At 71.0% G+C, this 19,738-nt stretch carries 16 protein-coding genes; 12 read left to right on the forward strand and 4 right to left on the reverse strand.

What is annotated here, in order from left to right; all coding sequences use genetic code 11:
* Positions 1-103 precede the first annotated feature (103 nt).
* From AB0G15_RS11865 to AB0G15_RS11875, 3 genes are all read left to right on the forward strand, one after another.
* On the forward strand, positions 104-1,537 hold the full coding sequence (locus AB0G15_RS11865; RefSeq protein WP_362837840.1) for an LCP family protein: 1,434 nt from the start codon (positions 104-106) through the stop codon (positions 1,535-1,537).
* 372 nt (positions 1,538-1,909) lie between these two features.
* Positions 1,910-2,323, forward strand: a complete 414-nt coding sequence (locus tag AB0G15_RS11870; RefSeq protein ID WP_362837842.1) for an ATP-binding protein — start codon at positions 1,910-1,912, stop codon at positions 2,321-2,323.
* Positions 2,324-2,447: 124 nt separating this feature from the next.
* Positions 2,448-3,413, forward strand: coding sequence for a helix-turn-helix domain-containing protein (locus AB0G15_RS11875; RefSeq protein ID WP_362837844.1), 966 nt, complete (start codon positions 2,448-2,450; stop codon positions 3,411-3,413).
* Between the two features lie 170 nt (positions 3,414-3,583).
* Here the strand turns inward: AB0G15_RS11875 and AB0G15_RS11880 are convergent, their stop codons facing one another.
* Both AB0G15_RS11880 and AB0G15_RS11885 read right to left on the reverse strand, forming a co-directional pair.
* Entirely contained in the window at positions 3,584-4,942 is a 1,359-nt protein-coding gene (locus AB0G15_RS11880; RefSeq protein WP_362837846.1) for an extracellular solute-binding protein, read from the reverse strand.
* 280 nt (positions 4,943-5,222) lie between these two features.
* Positions 5,223-6,662 carry an MFS transporter gene (locus tag AB0G15_RS11885; RefSeq protein WP_362837848.1) on the reverse strand — a complete coding sequence of 480 codons (1,440 nt, stop codon included), beginning with the start codon at positions 6,660-6,662 and terminating at the stop codon, positions 5,223-5,225.
* Between the two features lie 171 nt (positions 6,663-6,833).
* On the opposite strand from AB0G15_RS11885, the gene AB0G15_RS11890 reads away from it, so the two are divergent.
* The 5 genes from AB0G15_RS11890 (at position 6,834) to AB0G15_RS11910 (ending at position 12,366) form a co-directional block, all read left to right on the forward strand.
* The gene (locus AB0G15_RS11890; protein ID WP_362837850.1) at positions 6,834-7,793 is read left to right on the forward strand and encodes a ketoacyl-ACP synthase III; all 960 of its coding nucleotides are present in this window, start codon (positions 6,834-6,836) and stop codon (positions 7,791-7,793) included.
* A gap of 68 nt (positions 7,794-7,861) precedes the next feature.
* Positions 7,862-8,596: a glycosyltransferase gene (locus tag AB0G15_RS11895; RefSeq protein ID WP_362837852.1), complete on the forward strand. Its 735-nt coding sequence runs from the start codon at positions 7,862-7,864 to the stop codon at positions 8,594-8,596.
* Positions 8,593-9,723, forward strand: coding sequence for a cytochrome P450 (locus AB0G15_RS11900; protein ID WP_362837854.1), 1,131 nt, complete (start codon positions 8,593-8,595; stop codon positions 9,721-9,723). The genes AB0G15_RS11895 and AB0G15_RS11900 overlap by 4 nt, the downstream gene beginning before the upstream one ends.
* Positions 9,720-11,351 carry a class I adenylate-forming enzyme family protein gene (locus AB0G15_RS11905; protein ID WP_362837856.1) on the forward strand — a complete coding sequence of 544 codons (1,632 nt, stop codon included), beginning with the start codon at positions 9,720-9,722 and terminating at the stop codon, positions 11,349-11,351. The genes AB0G15_RS11900 and AB0G15_RS11905 overlap by 4 nt, the downstream gene beginning before the upstream one ends.
* A gap of 7 nt (positions 11,352-11,358) precedes the next feature.
* Positions 11,359-12,366 carry an NAD(P)-dependent oxidoreductase gene (locus tag AB0G15_RS11910; RefSeq protein WP_362837858.1) on the forward strand — a complete coding sequence of 336 codons (1,008 nt, stop codon included), beginning with the start codon at positions 11,359-11,361 and terminating at the stop codon, positions 12,364-12,366.
* On the opposite strand, the gene AB0G15_RS11915 is transcribed toward AB0G15_RS11910, so the two are convergent.
* Positions 12,324-13,235 (reverse strand): hypothetical protein, encoded by a 912-nt coding sequence (locus tag AB0G15_RS11915; protein WP_362837860.1) that lies wholly within the window; start codon positions 13,233-13,235, stop codon positions 12,324-12,326. The two genes, AB0G15_RS11910 and AB0G15_RS11915, sit on opposite strands and share 43 nt — an antisense overlap.
* Before the next feature lie 228 nt (positions 13,236-13,463).
* On the opposite strand from AB0G15_RS11915, the gene AB0G15_RS11920 reads away from it, so the two are divergent.
* A complete protein-coding gene (locus tag AB0G15_RS11920) occupies positions 13,464-14,849 on the forward strand; it encodes an LCP family protein (RefSeq protein ID WP_362837862.1) in 1,386 nt (461 codons plus the stop codon).
* Positions 14,850-15,092: 243 nt separating this feature from the next.
* Entirely contained in the window at positions 15,093-15,653 is a 561-nt protein-coding gene (locus tag AB0G15_RS11925) for a hypothetical protein (protein WP_362837864.1), read from the forward strand.
* Positions 15,654-15,712: 59 nt separating this feature from the next.
* Here the strand turns inward: AB0G15_RS11925 and AB0G15_RS11930 are convergent, their stop codons facing one another.
* Positions 15,713-17,203, reverse strand: a complete 1,491-nt coding sequence (locus tag AB0G15_RS11930) for a hypothetical protein (protein ID WP_362837866.1) — start codon at positions 17,201-17,203, stop codon at positions 15,713-15,715.
* Between the two features lie 975 nt (positions 17,204-18,178).
* Between AB0G15_RS11930 and AB0G15_RS11935 the strand changes: the two genes are divergently transcribed.
* Together AB0G15_RS11935 and AB0G15_RS11940 are read left to right on the forward strand one after the other, a co-directional pair.
* Positions 18,179-19,144, forward strand: a complete 966-nt coding sequence (locus AB0G15_RS11935; protein ID WP_362837868.1) for an ATP-binding protein — start codon at positions 18,179-18,181, stop codon at positions 19,142-19,144.
* Positions 19,145-19,207: 63 nt separating this feature from the next.
* Entirely contained in the window at positions 19,208-19,594 is a 387-nt protein-coding gene (locus AB0G15_RS11940; protein ID WP_362837870.1) for an SCO5389 family protein, read from the forward strand.
* Positions 19,595-19,738: the final 144 nt, after the last annotated feature.

Here is a 19,738-nt window from a genome sequence, read left to right on the forward strand (position 1 = left end):
CACCGGACCAGCCGTACCGGGAGGTTAGTAAACTCTGCGACGGCCGGAATACGGCTCCTCGGTCACGGGCGCACGCCATGGCCGCTTTCCCCCCGGGAGTCACGTGAGCAGCGGGTTGATCGACGCATTCCCCGAACCGCCCTCCGAGCCGCCGGTGCCGCCCGGGCGGCGCTCGTGGCGGCCGGGCCGCAGGTGGTTGTGGTGGCTGGTGGCCGCCGTCACCGCCGTGGTGCTCGTGGCGGCGGGGACGGTGGCCGGCGCGTACGTCAAGCTGAGCGGCAACGTCAAGCACGTCGAGGTCTCGGCGGAGGATCTCGGGCGGCGCCCGGTCAAGGCCGCGGGCAAGGCGATGAACGTCCTGGTCGTCGGCTCGGACCAGCGGGGCGGCAAGAACGCGCGGTACGGCCGGGTGGCGGGCGAGCGGACCGACACGATCATGCTCGCGCACATCTCGCCGAAGCGGGACAACGCGATGGTCGTCAGCTTCCCGCGCGACTCGATGGTCCAGCTCCCCGCCTGCCGGGCCAGGCAGGGGCTGCCAGGACAGCGGCCGCACGTGGGCATGATCAACGAATCGTTCAACTCCGGTGGCATCGCCTGCACCTGGAAGACCGTCGAGTCGCTCACCGGCATCCACATCGACCACTTCGTGAAGGTCGACTTCACCGGCTTCAAGGGCATGGTCGACGCGGTCGGCGGCGTGGAGGTCTGCGTACCCGAGGCGATCAACGACAAGAAGGCCCTGCTCCACCTGGCCGCCGGGCGCCAGAACCTCGGGGGTGAGCAGGCCCTGGGCTACGTCCGTGCCCGCTACAGCCTGGGCGACGGGTCGGACATCGGGCGCATCCAGCGCCAGCAGATGTTCATCGCCTCCATGGTCAAGAAGGTCATGAGCGGCGAGACGCTCACCGACCCCACCCGGCTCTTCGGTTTCCTCGACGCGGCGACGAAGTCGGTCACCACCGACCCCGGCCTCACTCCGGGCGTCATGCGGGACCTGGCGACCAGCGCGCAGGGACTCGCCGCGGGGCAGATCCACTTCATCACCACCCCGTGGCGTTACTCGCTGGTCCACCCCGGCCGGGTGGAGTGGGTCCAGCCGCAGAGCGGCAGGCTGTTCAAGATCGTCGCGACGGACCGGGCGATCAGCGGCTCCGGGGTCAAGGGCGGCCAGACCAGGGTGCCCCGCTCGAAGATCCAGGTCGAGGTGCGCAACGGGACCATGCGGTCCGGCCTGGCCACCCTGGTCGCCGTCCAGCTGGAGGAGCGCGGCTACCACGTCGCCAGGATCGGCGACGCGTCGCGCAAGCCGTACCCGACGACCACGATCGCCTACTCGCCGAACGGCGCCGCCAAGGCGCCCACCCTCAACCGCGACCTGCTCGCCGCCAGGCCGCTGCCCGTCCGCCGGGCGACCACGGGCAGGCTCGTCCTGACGATCGGCGACGACTGGAAGGGGCTGAAGCCGCTTCCCCGCGGCGACGACGAGAGCCTGAAGGGATTCGACGCGACCCACGACTCGTGCGCCGGAGCCTGATCGTCCTGCCGGGAGACTTCGCGGCGATCCGCAGGGGAACGGGCGGCCCGCCGTGGAGGGGTCGGAGACCGCGACCGTCCTTCGCGGCCCGGGCTCGTGGAAACCATGGCCCTCGCCGCCGAACGCGCTGAGAACTTGGCCACGCTTTGCCTGGGATTAATACCGGTCACCTATAAATGATTAAAAGCGTCTTTAGGGAAGGAAAGCCGCTTTTCAGGGGGTATACGCGTTGCGACGTCCGCGTTCGATCCGGGGTCGGGTGACCCTCGTAGCGATCGCATCATCGAGGACCTGCTGCTGCTCGCCCGCCTCAACGCCGGCGCATCAGGCCCGCCGGAGCCGGTCGACCTCGCCGAGCTGGTCACCTACGAGATGAAGCGCCATTCGTCCCGGCACGAGCTGCTGCTGGAGCGCGACCCCGGCGTCGTGGTGCGGGGCAGCAGACTCCAGCTGGGCCGGTTGCTGACCAACCTGCTGGCCAACGCCGACCGGCACGCGGTGAGCGAGGTGCGGGTCCGGGTCCGGAGCGAGCGGGGCGAGGCCGTTCTGGAGGTCACCGACGACGGGCTCGGCATCCCGGCGGAGGAGCGGGAGCGGGTCTTCCAGCGGTTCACCCGCCTGGACTCGGCGCGCAGCCGCGACGCCGGGGGAACCGGCCTGGGCCTGCCCATCGCCAGGGACATCGCCGTGGCGCACTACGGGCGGCTCTACGCCGCCGACAGCACCACCGGTCGCGGCGCCCGGCTCGTCCTCCGCCTGCCGCTGTCGAGCGCGGCCCCCTCCTGAGCTCACCTCGTCCTGAGCTCACCTCGTCCTGAGCTCACCTCGTGGCGAGGGCGGGCGTCGCGGGAAACCGCGAAGGCGGCCCCTGCGAGAATGGCCCGTACCTTCCCTGTGTGAGAATCGGGTCATGCACAGGATCGTCACGCTCGCCCTGGACGGTGTGATCCCCTTCGAGCTGGGCATCCCGCCGCGCGTCTTCGGCGGCGCCAGGGGCCCGGACGGCAGACCGCTCTACGAGGTGCTCACCTGCACCGTCGACGGCGCCCCCGTACGCACCGACGCCGACTTCTCGATCGCGGTGGAGCATGGGCCCGAGGCCTTGGAGTACGCGGACACCGTGGTGATCCCTGCCACCCACGCCCTCGGCACGACCTACGACGAGGGGCGGCTCCCCGAGCCCCTGGCCGCCGCGATCGCACGCGTCCGGCCGGGCACCCGCCTGGTCTCGATCTGCATCGGCGGCTATGTGCTCGCGGCGGCCGGGTTGCTCGACGGCCGTCCCGCGACCACCCACTGGAGCAGCGCCGACCACTTCCAGAAGCTGTTCCCCCAGGTCAAGGTCAACCCGAGCGTGCTGTTCGTGGACGACGGGGACGTGCTCACCTCGGCCGGGGTGGCCGCGGGGATCGATCTCTGTCTGCACATCGTCCGGCGCGATCACGGCACCGAGGTGGCCAACCGCGTGGCCAGGCAATGCGTCGTCCCTCCTTGGCGCGACGGCGGCCAGGCCCAGTTCATCGAGCACCCGCTTCCCGTCCCGACCGCCGCGACGACCGCGGCGACCAGGGCGTGGGCGCTGGAGCGGCTGCACGAGCCGCTCCCGCTCAGCGAGCTGGCCGCCCATGCCCGGATGAGCCGCCGTACCTTCACCCGGCGCTTCCGCGACGAGATGGGCCTCAGCCCGGGGCAGTGGCTCATCCTGCAGCGGATCGAACTGGCCCGGCGGCTCCTGGAGACCAGCGACCTGCCGGTGGACGGCGTCGCCCTGCGGTCGGGGTTCGGCACCGCCGCCTCGCTCCGCCAGCACCTGCAGGTGGCCATCGGTGTCTCCCCGATGGCCTACCGCCGCACCTTCCGGCTCGTGGACGCCTGATCCGGCCGGGTGCCACGAAGGGTGCCCGGCCGCCGCGGAAGAGCCGCCGCGAATGAGCCGTCACGGAAAAGCCGTCACTGAAGAGCAGTCACCGAAGAGCCGCCACGCAAGAGCCTTCGCGGAGGGGCCTTCACGGAGGAGAGGCCGTCACCGGTCGTGCCGGGAAACCGTCACTGGCCGCGGGACCACTCCTTCTGCAGGTGGTCGGCCGCCTTCTTCGCGGTGGTCCGGCCATGGGCGACGTCGAGGATGGTGTCACCCTCGGCGCGCTCCAGGAAGACCTCGTCGGGGACGTTCACGGAACCGCCGTCCCTGATGAGTCCCTGGATCGCGGCGTAGCCGTCCTTGCCCTCCGGGGTGGCGAAGACGGACGAGTCCACCCGGAAGTCCTCGCGCGAGGGGACCATCGTCAGGTCTCCGGCCCAGCCGGAGACTCCCCCGCCCGCGGTCAGGAACTCGATCAGCGTGGCCGCCTCGGCCACGTGCTTGGAACTCCTGGGGACGGCCAGGCCCACTTCGACCGCGCTGCGGACGGCATGCTCGGCACCCGACAGGACGGTCGGGAAGGGGCCCACGCCGACCTTCTTGACGGAGGTCTTCGTGGTGTCGCGGTAGGACGCGGACAGCATGGGGCTCCGGCCGGAGCCGTCCACCAGGAACAGGGCCTTGCCGTCGCGGAAGAGCTCGGCCGGGCGGTCGCCCTTGAGGGTGAGCGCCGACCTCGCCAGCACACCCCGGTCGAACAACGACCCGTAGGCCCTCAGGGCCGAGACCATCTCGGGGCCGTTCCACGGCTTGTCACCGGCCAGCAGGTCGTCGGAGAGGGCCGGCTGGGTCTGGCTCGCGACGGTGAACAGCAATTCCTCCTGCCGGCGCGGCTCCCCGGAGAAGACGACAGGCCGGAGGCCGGGGATCTCCTTCTTGACCCGCATGACGACGGACTCCAGGTCGGCGGCCGTCTCGGGGAAGGACTCCCCGAGCTCGGACAGGAGATTGGCGTTGTAGTACATGACCGCGCCGCCGCTGGACCCCATCGGGACGGAGTAGAGCTTGCCGTTCTTGGCGGCCTTCTTCGTCTGCTCCACCGCGCTCTCGTCGAGCTCTTCGACCCAGCCGCCGGAGACCTTGTCCTTCCAGTCGTCGACCGGGCGAAGCCGGTCGGCGACCGCGCGGGTCATCGTCGGGACCTGGACGCCGACGACGTCGAGTGCCTCGTCACCGTCGAGCGCCTTGGGCAGCCGCTTGCGGTAGTCGGCCTCGGCAAAGGTGCGCAGCTCGACCTCGATGCCGGGGTTCGCCTGCTCGAACGCGGTGATCGCCTTCTTCAGCGCGGCCTCGGGCGGGGAGAAGGTCCAGTACTTCAGGGTGACGGGTCCGGCCGGCTTCTCGGGCTTCTTGGTCTTCTCACCGGCCTTGGGGACGGACTGCGCGACCGGCCGGCCGTCGACCGGCCCACCCGCGCTGCAGGCGGTCAGCCCGAGGGCGAGGGCGGCGGTGGTCATGGCGAACGCACGAGCTGTGCCACGCATTCATACCTCCAGCAGAATCATGGTGCGGGTGACGGTGTTCAGCCCGGCGAGGTCGATCACGGTCAATCCGGTCGATTACGAAAAGTGATCTTATGTGCTCCACTGCCGCGACAGAGGGCCGCCAAACTCCCGGCGGAGCCGCGTCCCCGGACCGGGACGCCGCAGACCGAAGCGTCCCTCGGACCGAAGCGCCCCCAGACCGGGACGTCCCTCGGACCGAGGCGTCTTTCAGGCCGGGACAGCGCTCCGCCCAGACGGGGCGTCCACCCGGAGAGGGCGCTCAGCCGGAGGCGGTGCTCAGTGGCTCGGCGATGTCCTCCAGGCCCTTGCCCTCGGCCTTGACCCCGAGGAAGAGCTCCACCAGCCCGGCGGCGACCATGAGACTCGCGCCGATGCAGAAGGCCAGCGCGGTGTCACCGGGCCTGCCGCTCTCGACGAGGCCGGCGAAGATCAGCGGCCCGGACACGCCGCCGACGAAGGTGCCGATCGCGTAGAAGAACGCGATGGCCATGGCCCGGGTCTCCATCGGGAAGATCTCGCTGACGGTCAGGTAGGCCGAGCTCGCCCCGGCGGAGGCGAAGAAGAGCACGACGCACCAGCAGGCGGTGAGCGTGGCCGCGGTCAGCACCTCCTGGTTGAACAACCACGCCGTGCCGAAAAGGAGCACCCCGGACAGGATGTAGGTACCGGAGATCATGGGGATGCGGCCGATCGTGTCGAAGAACCGCCCGAGCAGGAGCGGGCCGAGGAAGTTGCCGACCGCGATGACGGCGAAGTAGTAGCCGGTCTCGGTCTCGATGCCGAAGAAGGTCGACAGGATCTGCGCGTACCCGAAGGTGATGGCGTTGTAGAGGAACGCCTGGCCGATGAAGAGCGACAGGCCGAGGACGGTGCGCTTGGGGTAGCGGGCGACCATGGTGTGCGCGATCCGGCCGAACCCGATGGACTTGCGCTGGTGGATGGTCATCGACCGCTCGGGCTCGTCGAGCTTGACGCCCTTCTCGCGCTCGATCTGCTTCTCCACCCCGTCGACCAGCCCCTCGGCCTCCTCGTCACGGCCGTGGATGAACAGCCAGCGGGGACTTTCCGGCACGTGCCTGCGTACCAGCAGGATGGCCAGGCCGAGCACCACGCCCATGCCGAACGCGACACGCCAGCCGATGTTCAGCGGCAGGTTGTTGAGCAGCGGCACCGTCAGCAGCGCGCCGCCCGCGGCGCCGAGCCAGTAGCTGCCGTTGATGATGATGTCGATCCTGCCCCGGTGCCGGCTCGGGATGAGCTCGTCGATGGCCGAGTTGATGGCGGCGTACTCGCCGCCGATGCCGAACCCGGTCAGGAACCGGAACAGGAAGAACCACCAGGCGGAGAACGAGAACGCCGTCGCGGCGGTGGCGACCAGGTAGACGACCATCGTGATGATGAACATCTTCTTGCGGCCGAACCTGTCGGTGAGCCAGCCGAAGAACAGCGCCCCCAGGCACGCCCCGGCCACGTAGAGGGCGGCGGCGGTACCCGCGACCTGGGCCTGGGTGATCGCCAGGCCGCTGCCCTCCTTGGCCAGCTGGGCGGAGAGGTTTCCGACGATCGTCACTTCGAGACCGTCGAGGATCCAGACGGTTCCGAGCCCGATGACGACCATCCAGTGCCATCGTGACCATGGCAACCGGTCCAACCGTGCGGGGACCTTCGTGGTCACCGGCCCCGTCCGAACGTCGCTCATGGCGGTACCTGCTACCCCTTCACGACCGGCTCATACCAGGGTGAGTTTCGTCGTTTCGTTGTTCTCCTCCTTCCCATTTGCCCCCTTCACCTCGGCGCGATCAGGACAAACCACCGTGTTTTAGATACATTGCGCGAGCATGGGGAGACTTGACGCTGTTTAGGGAGATCAATGAAAGCCCGGATCACGGGCGTCGCGACGTATCTGCCGGAGCGGACCGTCTCCAGCGCGGACGTCGAACGGCGGATCGAGGGCTACGTGCCCCACGCAGGCGTCGTCGAGCGGCTGACGGGAATCCGGCGCCGTCACGTGGCCCGCGACGACCAGCAGGCGTCGGACCTGGCCGCGGAGGCGGCCCGCGAGCTCGACCACTCCGACGTCGACCTGCTCGTCTTCGCGTCGGCCTCCCAGGACATGGTCGAGCCCGCCACCGCGCACATCGTCGCGGCCAAGCTGGGACTCTCGTGCCCGGTGTTCGACGTCAAGAACGCCTGCAACAGCATGCTCAACGGGATCCAGGTCGCCGAGGCGCTGATCCTGACCGGCGCGCACCGCAAGGTGCTGGTCTGCTCGGGTGAGATCCCGTCGCGGGCGATCCGGTGGCGGGTCAGGGACCGCGCGCAGTTCGTCGACTCGTTCGCGGGCTACACGCTGTCGGACACCGGGGCCGCGGTCACGGTCGCCGCCGATGTGGAACGTGGCATTTTCTACCGCGACTTCGCGGCCGACTCCACGGCCTGGGCGGTCGGCACCCTGCCCGGAGGCGGTTCGGCGCACCCCCGCGACCCCGAGTACTCCTACTTCCGCGGCGACGGGCGCAGGCTGAAGGAGGCCTTCGAGGCGATCGGCCCGGACATCTTCCTCAACGCGCTCAAGCGCACCGGTCTGACCTGGGACGACTTCGCCATCGTGGCGGTGCACCAGGTGGCGCTGCCCTACCTGCGCTTCCTGGCCGAGGTGCTCGACATCCCCGAGGACAGGCTCGTGGTCAGCCTGCCCGAGCACGGCAACTGCGCCTCGACGACGCTGCCGCTCCAGCTCGTGCTGGGCGGCTGGCGGCCGGGCGACCGGGTGGCGCTGCTCGGGCTGGGCGGCGGGATCAGCACCGGCGTGATGCTGGCGGAGATGTGACCAATCAGCACCGGCGTGATGCCGACAAAGATGTGACGGATCAGCACCGGCGTGATGCCGGCAAAGATGTGACGGACCTCTGGGTGATCGTCCCCGCCTACAACGAGGCCGCCGGCATCGAGGCGACGCTGCGGGCGCTGGCCGAGCAGGACGACCGGGACTTCACGCTGCTCGTGGTGGACAACGCGAGCACCGACGGCACCGCCGACGTCGTACGGCGGCACGGCGTCCGGGTGGTCGTCGAGACGCGGAAGGGCACGGGCGCCGCCTCCGACACCGGCATGCGCCACGCCATCGCGCACGGGGCGACCCACCTGGCCAGGACCGACGCGGACTGCCTGCCCCGCCCCGACTGGGTGCGCAACATCCGGCGGGCCTTCGGCGACGGGCTGGAGATGGTCGGCGGCCAGTTGCGGCCCCGGACCGACGAGTTCCGGCTGAAGTTCTGGGAACGCCGTCTCATCCCGTTCGTGATCGAGGTGGCGGCGGCCTTCGGCCGCTTCCGGCCGGGCAACCGGGACCCGCGCTACCTCGGCCCGTACGTGATGATGCCCGGTGCCACGCTGGCCGTCACCGCGGACCTCTACGAGCGCGCGGGCGGCTTCCCCAGGACCGCGATCGAGGAGGTCCACGAGGACCGCGCCCTGGTCAACCGGGTGCGTACCCTCACCTCCGCGTACGCCTCGCGGCGTGACGTGGTGGTCTTCGGCTCGGTGCGCAGGCTGCGGGCGTACGGCCTCGCGGGCACCCTCGCCTGGTACGCCGACCACCACTACCGGCCAGAAGTGATCGACGTCCGGTGAGGCACGAGACCCGTCTCCACCTGGCCGCCCATCCCTTCGCCTACCCGCTCATGCGGCTGCTGGCCCGGCTCGGGCCCGTGGTGCGCGTCCCCGGGCTGGGGGTCGTGGTCAACGACGCCGCCGTCGCGCGGGCCGTGCTGATGGACGAGCGGTTCCGCAAGGACGGCCCCGGCTCGCCCGGCGACCTGTGGACGCCCGTGCTCGGCCCCTCCGTGCTGCTCAACATGGAGGGACCCGGCCATCTCGCGCTCCGCAGGAAACTGATGCCGCTGTTCACCGCCGGGTACGTGTCCGCGCTGGTGGACGACGTGCTCCGCGGGCCGCTCGACGATCTCTCCGCGCGCCTGGAGCGGGGCGAGACGGTCGACCTGGTGGACGCCATGCGGCTGATGGCCGGGGCGGTGATCTGCCGGGTGATCGGGCTGGGCGAGGTCTCCGAGGCGCGGGCCAGGGAATTGTTCGCGGACGGGGAGCGGGTCGTCTCGATGGTCTCGCTGCGCTCGCGGCGGCTGTCGGACCGGCAGGTGGTCGTCGCCCGGCGGGTGCTCGACCGGATCGGCGACATCGCGCAGGCCGCCTACGAGGCCGGGGACGAATCCACGGTCATGGGCCGGATGCGGGCGCAGGGGCTGTCTGCGGCCGAGGCCAGGGGCGCGGCCGGGGCGTTCTTCCTGACCGGTACCGAGACCGTCGCCACCTTCGTCCCCCGGCTCGTCGCCCTCCTGCACGACCACCGGACCCCGGTGGGCGACCTGGACACGGTCATCGAGGAGGCCATGCGGGTCACCACGCCGACCCCGCTGATGCTGCGCTCGGTGGCCGTTCCGGCGCGCGTCGGCGGGACGCCGGTGCGCCCCGGCGACCGGGTGCTGATCGTCACCCACAACTGCGCCAGGGCGTACGGCCCGTTCGACCCCTCCCGCGCCCACCCGCCCGAGCTGCGCAGGCTCTGGTTCGGCGCGGGCCCGCACTTCTGCATCGGCTACCCGCTGGCCCTGGCGGAGATCCGGGCGGTGGCCTCGGTCCTGCTCTCCCACCGGCTTCGCGTCGTACGGCGGCGCGCGGCCAGGGGGGTCCTCATCCCGACCTACGAGCACCTGTGGATCAGCCGGGCCGGTGCCGCGTGAACGACATCGTCAGCGGGATCATGGCGGTCGCCGCGCGGGAGCCGGGGCGAACCGCCATCGTCGACGGCCGGAGCCGCGAGATCACCTACGGCGAGCTGGCCCGCCGGGTCTCGGCGGTCCGCGACGCGATGGGCGGGCCGCCGGAGGACCGCGGACGCCCGGAAGCCGGGGCGGGCCCGGAGGACGGGACGCGGGTGAAGGACCGGACGCTGCCGGGAGCCGGGATGCGGCCGGGGGACGGGGTGCTGTTCGCGGTGCGGCCCGGGGTCGACGCGGTGACGCTGGCGCTGGGGGCGGTGGCGGCGGGCGGGACGCTCGTCCTCGCGGACCCCGGCCTGGCGCCCGACGTGCTCGCGGCCCGGATGGCCGCGACCCGGCCCGCGTGGGTGGTCAGCGAGTCCCTGCTCCACACCTTGAGCGGTCCGCTCAAGGGCCTGGCCCGCCGCCGGGGCCTGCTCCTGCCGGACCTCGCGAACCCGCTTCCCGGCCACCCCGTCCGCCACCTGTACACGGGCCCGTGGCTGCCGGGAGTCCCCCGGGGGGCGCTGCGGCTCTCCCGGATCCTCCGGTCGTCCGGCGGTCCCACCGGTCCCACCGGTAGAGGAAGCGGCCAGGCCGCCGGCCGGGAGGCGGGTCCCGAGGCCGGTCCGGCGGCGTACGAGACGAACCCGGACCAGCCGGCGGCGGTGATCTTCACTTCGGGCACCACGGCACGCCCCCGAGGGGTGGTGCACACCCGGGGGTCTCTCGCGGCCGGGCTGGAGATGTTCCGGAGCGCGTTCCCGCTGGGCCCCGGTGACGTCGTGCACACCGACCAGCTGATGCTCGGCCTCCCCGCCCTGCTGGCCGGGGCGACCTGGTCCCTGCCCGGAGGCGGTGACCTCGCCGCGGAACTGGCCGCGCGGCGGGCCACCCACACCTTCGCCGTGCCGGTCCACCTGGACAGGCTGCTGCGCGAGACCCCCAGGCTCCCCGCGACCCTCCGCTACCTCCTGCTCGGCGCCGCCCCGGCCCCGCCGGGCGTGCTCCGCCGGGCGATCGAGGCTGGGCCCGAGGTCCTGTCGGTCTACGCGATGACCGAGGCGCTCCCCATCGCGATCGCGTCCGCCCGGGAGAAGCTGGCCCAGGCCGGGGGAGATCTGCTCGGGGTGCCCCTGCCTGGCGTCGGCGTCCGGATCGCCGAGGACGGCGAGCTGTTCGTCTCCGGCCCCCACCTCGCGCGGCGCTATCTCGGCGAGGAGCCGCTGCGGGAGATCGCCACCGGCGACCTGGTCCGGCTCGAAGGAGACCGGCTGGTGCTGATCGGCCGGAAGAAGGACATGATCCTCCGTGACGGGGTCAACATCTACCCGGGCCTGTACGAGTCCGGTGTCGCGGCGCTGCCCGGGGTGGCCGAGGCCGCGATCGTCGGGCTCCCCGACCCCGAGACCGGGGACGAGGAGGTCGTGCTGGCCGTCGTTCCCGCGGACGGCTACGACGAGGGCCTGCTGCGCAGGACGCTTCCCGGGATCGTGGACGCCGCGGCCCTGCCCGACCGGATCGAGCCGCTCGACGCCTTCCCCCGCTCGGGCCGGGCCGACAAACTCGACCGGGCCGCCCTGCGGGACCTGGTCGCCCGCCGTGGCTGAGCGGGCCGTGGCTGAGCGGCCCACGCCTGAGCGGGCCGTGCCCGAGCGGGTCCCCGGGCCCGGCAGGCCCGGCGTGCGCACCGGGCGGGGGCTGCGGATCGCGGTGACAGGTGCCTCCGGATTCGTGGGGGGCGCGGTCTGCCGCGCGGCCGTGGCACGGGGCTGGACGGTGTCGGCCTTCGGCAGACGGCCCCGGGTGGACGGCGGGCACGTCGGCGGCGCTCCCTACACGTCGTGGGACCTTCTCGGCCCCCGCTCCGCGACGTTCCCCGGCGAGGTGGACGCGGTGATCCACTGCGCCGGGAGCGTCACGGACTGGGGACCGCCGCGCGACATCTGGGCCGCCAACGTGGACGGCACCCGCAACGCCGCCGCCGCCTTTCCCGGCGCCAGGTTCGTGCACGTCAGCACGGCGAGCGTCTACGACCCGTTCCGGCCGACCGTGATGGCCGCCGAGGACGCCGCCCCGGTCGGGCGGTACGCCAACGCGTACGGCGCCTCGAAGGCCGCCGCGGAGAGGTGCCTGGAGCGGGCGGTCATCCTGCGGCCGCACGCGGTCTACGGCAGGGGGGACACCACGCTGCTCCCCCGGGTCCTCGGCGCGGTCCGGGGCCGCAGGCTGCTCGCGGTGGGCGACGGCCGCCAGCGGATCAGCCTGACCTCGGTGGACAACCTGGTCCAGGCCTGTCTGCTCGCCGCCGAGGGCCCGGTCGACCACGGCGTCTTCAACGTGACCGACGCCGAGCCCGTCGTCCTCGACGACGCCCTGCGCGCGATCCTCGGGGAACGCGGCATCGACGCCGAACCGTACTACCTGCCGCTCACGCTGGTGGACCCCCTCGCCGCCGTCGCCGAGACCGTGTCACGGCTGCTCCGGCGCCCGCGCCCGCCCCGGCTGACCCGCTACGCCGCGGGCCACCTGGCCGTCGAGCGGACCCTCGACATCACCGCCGCGCGCACCCGGCTCGGCTATCACCCTTCGGAAACGTCCTTCGGGGGTTCCGCGCACTGGTGAGCACGGGCCTCGAACGCCGCCGCCGCGAGCCTGGAACGGACGAGCCTCCCCCTGAGGAAGAAGCCCGTCACCGCCATGAGAAGGCCCAGCGCGAAGATCACCCGAAGGCCGTTCCTCAGGAAGGCGGTCAGCGCGTCGAATATCGCGACCACGGCGGCGTACGACAGGCCACCGGCGACGGCGTCAGGCAGGTAGACGTTGCGGACCGCGGACATGGCGATCGCCAGCGCGAGCATGCTCGCGGCCAGGCCGAGCCCGGAGCCGATCAGCGCGGCGTACCGGTCGCGGACCAGGACCACCCCGGCGGCGATCAGGACCGGCGACATGCCCAGCAGGGCCCACCTCAGTGAGATCAGCCTGTCGTAAGCCTTGTCGATCATGATCATGGCGGAGGTGGGCAGCAGCAGGGTGACGGGGTGGGCCTCGGGCAGGCGCGAGGCGTCCCTCATGCCGGCGACCTGCAACCTCCGCTTGACCAGTTCGTACACCGGGGCGAGGTCGTAGCCGACACCGTCCTCCTGCACGCCGGGATTCGGGGGGTTACCCAGGATCGCGAGGAACCGGCGGTGCGTCAGCTTGTTGATGTCCAACCAGGCGACGGCGAACTCGTTGTCGACGCCCGCCTTCGCCGTCTCGCGGATGAGTTCCCCGCCGACCGAGAGCCCCAGCCCGCGTAGCTGCAAAACGATCTCGTCGGTGACGCGATTCGTGACGGCGCTCTTGACCGCCGGGTGAGCGGCCAGCGGGGTCACGTTGCGGAGGTAACGCTCGGGGTCCGCGATCTCGTTCGCCGCCCAGTGGGCGGTGAGGGCGAAGGGAGCGAGGAGGCATCCGAGCGCGATCAAAATCGAACCGATCACTCTACGCACGGGGCCCCCTAACCGCTTCACCTGGGAATCCCCGCGTTTGCCGGACAAAACCAGTTACGGACTCTTTTTGACGCGAACTTGGAGATCAGCGTCATCGTGACGGCGAGATCTGGTTTACAAACCTTGACCCACCACCCTCAGCGCGTCGAACAACCACATAGCCGATTCAACCGAAAACCGTTACTAACCTGCGACGTATTGGGCTGACGGACAGGAGATGTCACGGCTATGGCAGGCAATACGGGGCGAACAGGCGTCGGATCGAGCCTGGCACTGACGCTGGGCTCGGCCGTTCTGTGGGGCCTGGCCCACATCTGGGTGGGCCGCCGCCTGACCGGCGCCTTCCTGATGGGCGTCGAGCTCACCCTCGCCGGAGCCGCCGCGACCGCCGTGCTGACCGCCGGACCCTCCCTGCTCTCCCTCGCCGTGCAACCGGCCTGGCTCTGGGTCTTCGCGCTCACCGCGATGCTGGTCGCCTCCGTGGCCGTCGCCGTGATCATCCGCTCCTACCTGCTGGTACGGCCGGAGGTGGCGCCCCCCTCGGCCAAGTACCTCTCGACTGCCGCCATCGGCGTGCTGTGCGCGCTGGTGATCGCTCCCATGGTCTACGCGGCCCGGCTGGCCTACATCTCCCACAACGTGGTGACCTCGGTGTTCGCCGAAAGTGTCACGCCGCTCCCGGTGGACCCGTGGAAGGGCCTGGACCGGCTCAACATCCTGCTCGTCGGCGCGGACGCGGCGGCCAACCGGGTCGGCGTACGCACCGACAGCATGACCGTGGCCAGCGTCGACACCCGGACCGGCGACACCGTGCTGTTCGGCCTGCCCAGGAATCTGGAGGACGTACCGATGCCGCCCGGCCCGGCCCGCGACCGCTTCCCCTACGGCTTCCAGGGCGAGCCGCCGTACACGCCGGGCCTGCTCAACGAGGTGTACCAGTACGCCGAGGACTACCCCGAGATGGTTCCCCGGCAGAACAAGCGGCATCGCGGCCCGACACTCCTGAAAAGGACGATCAGCGGCATCCTCGGGCTCGACATTCCCTATTACGCGATGGTCGACATGAGGGGTTTCGTGGAAATCGTCGACGCGATAGGCGGTGTGCGGGTCCGCATCAAGGACCCCATCGTGTACGGCAGGCAGGACGAGGGCCTGATCGAGGCGGGCAGGCGGAAACTCTCGGGCGAGGAGGCGCTCTGGTACGGCAGGTCCCGCACCGACAGCGACGACTACGTGCGGATGGGCCGCCAGAAGTGCCTGCTGAACGCCGTCGCCAAACAGGCCGACCCGATGGCGGTCTTCCAGAGCTTCGAGAAACTGGCCACCGCCGCCGTCGACGCGATCTCCACCGACATCCCGCGTCAGCTGCTGCCCGACCTGGTCGAGCTGGCGGAGAAGGTGAAGGACTCCAGGATCAGGAGCCTCCAGTTCGTTCCCCCGTTGATCTACTCGGGTGCGCCCGACTACCACCGGATCAGGCGCGAGGTCATCGCCACCCTGGCGGCGCCGCCCGCCCCGCCCCGCTCCGTGCCCGCGCTGCAGGCCGGAAACCGGAGGAACGCGGGCGAGCGCACCGAGACGAACGCCGTCGTCCTCGACTCCGCCTGCCACTGACGGCCCGGCGACCCGGCTGCCCGGCTGCCCGGCGAGCTGACGACCCGACGGGCTGATGAACCGGCGGGCTGACGAACGGGCGGGCTGACGAACCGGCGGGCTGACGAACGGGCGGGCTGACGACCCGGCAGGCCGGTGAACCGGTGAACGACACGCTCGGCGCTTCCGGCGCGTTGAGAGCGCCCACGAGGGTCGGAATGCTGTTATGGAGTGATTACTTAGAGTCATCATGGAGGTTCGAGGATGAAACGTCATCTGGCGAGTGTGGGCCTGCTCGCCGCAATTGCCGCACCCGCTGTTGGATGGCCCCTCGCCTGGGCCGATCCGGTCCCCTCGGTCTCCATATCCCTCGACGACGGGGCCAGGGAGACCACTCCGGGCGCGGAGAACACGTACACACTCCGCATCAGCAACCAGGGGACCGCCCAGCTGAGGCGCGTCCTCCTGGTGCAGTCCCTGCCACCGTCGATGACCTTCGTGAAGGCCGACGCCGGAGGGCGGGTGAAGCAGGGCAAGGTGGCGTGGACGGTCGACGTCCCGCCCCAGAAGGACGCCATCGTCCACGTGAGCGCCCGGGTCGGCGCGGTCGCGGGGGCCGCGGTGCGGAACCTGGCGACGACGGCCTGCGCCCGCAGGAGCGCCAACGGACCCGTGCTGGTCTGCGCCACGGACATCAACACCGTGGCCGTGCCGGAGAAGCCGGCCGACTGGGTCCTGCCGGTCTCGCTGGCCTCCGCCGCCGTCGCGGGACTGGTCACCGGCGCGTTCCTGCTCCGCCGTCGCCGTCGGGTCCAGCCGGTCTGATCCGGCCGCGCCGAGTGCCCGGCCAGGGTCTCCCTCGTCGGGCCGCGCCGAGTGCCCGGCTAGGGTCTTCCTCGCCGGGCGCACAGCCGCGGGACCAGACCGAGGCCGGAGAGCAGGAGTCCCACCAGGACCGGCCAGAACGGCAGGCCCGTGAACGGCAGCGAGGGACCGGCCGGTTCCACGCGAGACCAACCGGCGGGGCAGGGAACCGAGACGGACCGTCCCCGCCCCGGCACGCACGACGGGTCGGGGGGCGGGCCGGAAAGCGGACTCGGCACCCGCGCGGGCACCGGGGTCCGCTCCGGGCCGGGAACAGGCGTTGCCCCCGAGGGAGAGGCGGGGGCCTGTGCCGGACCGGAAACCGGCGCGGGCTCGGGTACCGAGCCGGGATCGGGAATCGGCGCGGGCTCGGGTACCGAGCCCGGAGCGGGAATCGGCGCGGAATCCGGTTCGGGCGCCGTCGCGGAGCCGTCGGCGGCCGCCGGGGCGGAGGCGGTCTCCACCGGCCGCCTCTCGCAGCCGGGGCCGGACGACCCCGCCGGGCAGTCGGACCCGGGCTTCGCGTCCACCGCGACGTCACCCGGCTCGGTCGCCTCGGGTGCGAGCGCCCCGGTGCTCGTCGTCCCCTCGACGGCGACCCGCTGCGCGCAGCCGAGACCCGCGCCGGGAACGGGAGCGGCGAGCCTGGCGGACCACGGTGCCGGGTTCGGGCAGTTCGTCCCGCCCCCGGGGGCCTGGACGGCGCTGTCCAGCACCCCGTCCCCGGTGGCCGGGGTGCCGACGGTCACGCTGTAGGTGATCGTGACCGTCTCGGCCACCGGGACGTCGCCGGTCCAGGCCAGCCTCGGCGCGCCGTACGAGACGGTGCCGCTCGTGACTCGCGCGTCGCCGTTGTAGGCCGCGTCATCAAGGACCCGGGAGAGTTCTCCGGTGAGCGTGGCCCCCGGATAGACGGCGTTGCCGACGTTGCCGACGGTGATCGTGTAGGTGACCACCTGGCCGGGACCCGCGGTCTCCCTGTCGGCGGTCATGAGGACGTACAGCAGCGGCAGGCCGGGCGCGCCGAGGTTCCCGCAGGCGGGATCGGCGGAACCGGCCGCGCAGTTGGAGCCCTCGGGACCGACCAGCTCACCGGAGAGGCGCAGGTCCCCCGCCGGAGGGTCGTCCACCGTGACACCGTAGGTGACCGTCACCGTCTGACCGGCGGCCACGTCACCGGTCCAGGTCACCTCGGGCGCGGTGAAGGAGACCGTCCCCGAGGTGGCCGACTGGTCGTGGTCGAAGTGCGCGTCGTCGAGCAGGCCTGACAGGTCGTCGGTGAAGGTGAAGTTCGACCGAGCGGTATCACCGGCGTTGCGGAGTTTGACGGTGTAGGTGACCTTCTGTCCGGGCTTGGCGAGGATAGGCGAGGCCGTCTTGGTGATCTCGACCTCCGACCCGCCCGTCGGCTCTCCATTCGCCGATCCCTCGACCGCCGGCTCCCTACCCGCCGATTCCTCGACCGCCGGTTCCCCACCCACCGATTCCTCGACCTGCGACTCTCCACCCACCGAACCCTCAACCGTCGGCTCCCCATCCGCCGATTCCTCGACCTGCGACTCTCCACCCGCCGATTCCTCTACCGCCGGCTTTCCGGCTCTTGCCGTCGCACGGCTCTCGTCGCCGTAGGCGCCCCGCGCGATCCGCTTTCCCGTCACGGACGCGGACGAGGGCTTCCCCTTCTTCGTCGCCGCCATCGTCACCGCCGAAGACTTCCCCCTGACCACCGCCACGGACGAAGACCTTCCCCTCACCACCGGAACCGACGGAGGCCTTCCTTCCGCGGCCGTCGTCGAGGGAGTTCCGGCCTTCGTCCGGACAGACGGTGAGGATGCCTCCGCCCCACCCGTCCCGGATGCGGCGAGAACGGGAGCCGGCGTCACGAGCACCGCGAGCGCGACCCCGCACGCGGCGAACCCACCGGCTCGCCGTCCGGTGGTCGGCCACCCGGAAAGCCGTCGTTCGAAGACCCTCCGCGCGGAAAACCGCCGGTAGGGGGCCCACCGCGTGGGAAACCGGCGCCCGGAGACCCTTCGCTTGAAAAACCGCAGTTCAGGAACCCGCCGCGCGGAAACGCGACGCGACCAGGCACCGATACGTACCACCAAAGCCCCTTGCTGACCCTTGTCCACGATCTTGCAGGGGGGTCAAGATCAACCGACTCGGGGTGGGATACCCGGACCGGCCGGATCTCACCGGCGCCGGTGGTAAACATCCGTCCCGCCGATCCCCAAGGGGGTTGCCGAGTCAGCACAGGAGACCTCGAAGCGGTAACAGCGGATCTTTGTCACCGGTCATGACATGGCAGGTGTTTTCTCTCGCCCCTTTCGCCCGCACCTGTCATGGCAGATCACTTTCATCCGCTTTCGCGACACGAGAGCGTCTCCCCTTCTCCTCGCGATACGCACCCCGCGTCCCCACCCGCCGTGGCATGATGGGCCCCAGAGGCATTGAAATGATTTTCATAATCAGATTGGATCGTCGTTATGAGGGTGGCGTTCGTTGGCAAGGGCGGCAGCGGCAAGACGACCCTGTCGGCGCTTTTCGCGAGATACACCGCGAGCCGGGGTGGCCCCGTCGTGGCCGTCGACGCCGACATCAACCAGCACCTGGGCATGGCGCTGGGGCTGAGCGAGGGTGCGCTGCCGAGGCCGATGGGCTCGCACCTGACCGAGATCAAGGAATACCTGCGGGGCGACAACCCCCGCATCTCATCGGCTTCCGCGATGGTCAAGACCACCCCGCCGGGGTCGGGCTCGCGACTGCTCCGCCTCGACGAGCAGGACGACCCGATCCACACCCGATTCTCCGCCGCCACGCCCGAGGGACCCCGGCTCATGGTCACCGGGCCGTTCAGCGAGGACGACCTGGGGGTGGCGTGTTACCACTCCAAGGTCGGCGCCGTGGAGCTCTATCTGAACCATCTGCTCGACGGCGCGGGCGAGTACGTCGTGGTCGACATGACGGCCGGGGCCGACTCCTTCGCCTCGGGGTTGTTCACCCGCTTCGACATGACCTTCCTGGTGGCCGAGCCGACCCGCCAGGGCGTGGGCGTCTACCGGCAGTACCGCGACTACGCCGCCGACTACGGCGTGCCGGTCGCGGTGGTGGGCAACAAGATCCACGGTCCGGGAGACGTGGCGTTCCTGCGCGACCAGGTCGGCGACGACCTGCTGGTCTGCCTGGAGCACTCCGCGGCGATCCGCGCGATGGAGCAGGGCCGTCCCTTCACCCTCCGGGACCTCGAACCGGCCAACTCCCGGGCTCTGGGCACGATTCTCGACCATCTCGACGCCCAGGAGAAGGACTGGTTCCGCTTCGGGCGCCAGGCCGTGCAGTTCCACCTCCGCAACGCGGAGGCCTGGGCGAACAGGGCCACCGGCGAGGATCTGGCGGCCCAGATCGATCCCAGCTTCGTCTTCGGGCCCACACGAGTGTCGCTCTCCCGCTAGATGGAGTGATCCGTAGGCCCGACCTAGTGTCTGATGAATCCCCTTCTGTGAGGAGAACGCAGCATGTCGCTGACCGTTTCGAACGACCTTCTCGACCAGGCCAAGGCCGGTGAGGTGGAGGACGCGGCATTCGTCACCTGTGTCAGAGACTCCCTTCCGTACGCCTGGTCGCTCATCAGCGACCTGGTCAAGGAGCGCGAGCACACCGGTGCCGAGTTCGCCGACAACACGGTGCCCCCGCCGGACGAGGCCGCTCGCGGCCAACTCCTGCGCGCTCTCGCCAGTGACGCCATGCGCGGCGCCCTGGAGCGCCACTTCGGAGTGAAGCTGGCCTTCCAGAACTGCCACCGGGTCGCTGTCTTCGACCCGTCCGCCACCGGCGCCCACGCGGAGTTCGTCACCGCCAGGTCCCAGATTCTCAACCAGACGCCCGAGCTGGTCGACTGCTGACGGCCTCGTTCCGAGGAGGACCGACTCCCCGGCCGGACGTTCACGAAGAGCAGGGCGCCCCGTTCACGAAGAGCAGGGCGCCCCGTTCCCTGAAATCCGGGCGCCCCGTTCCCGAAGAACGGGGCGCCCCGTTCCCGAAGAACC

The sequence above is a fragment of the Streptosporangium sp. NPDC023825 genome, from assembly GCF_040639575.1.
Taxonomy (GTDB): domain Bacteria; phylum Actinomycetota; class Actinomycetes; order Streptosporangiales; family Streptosporangiaceae; genus Streptosporangium.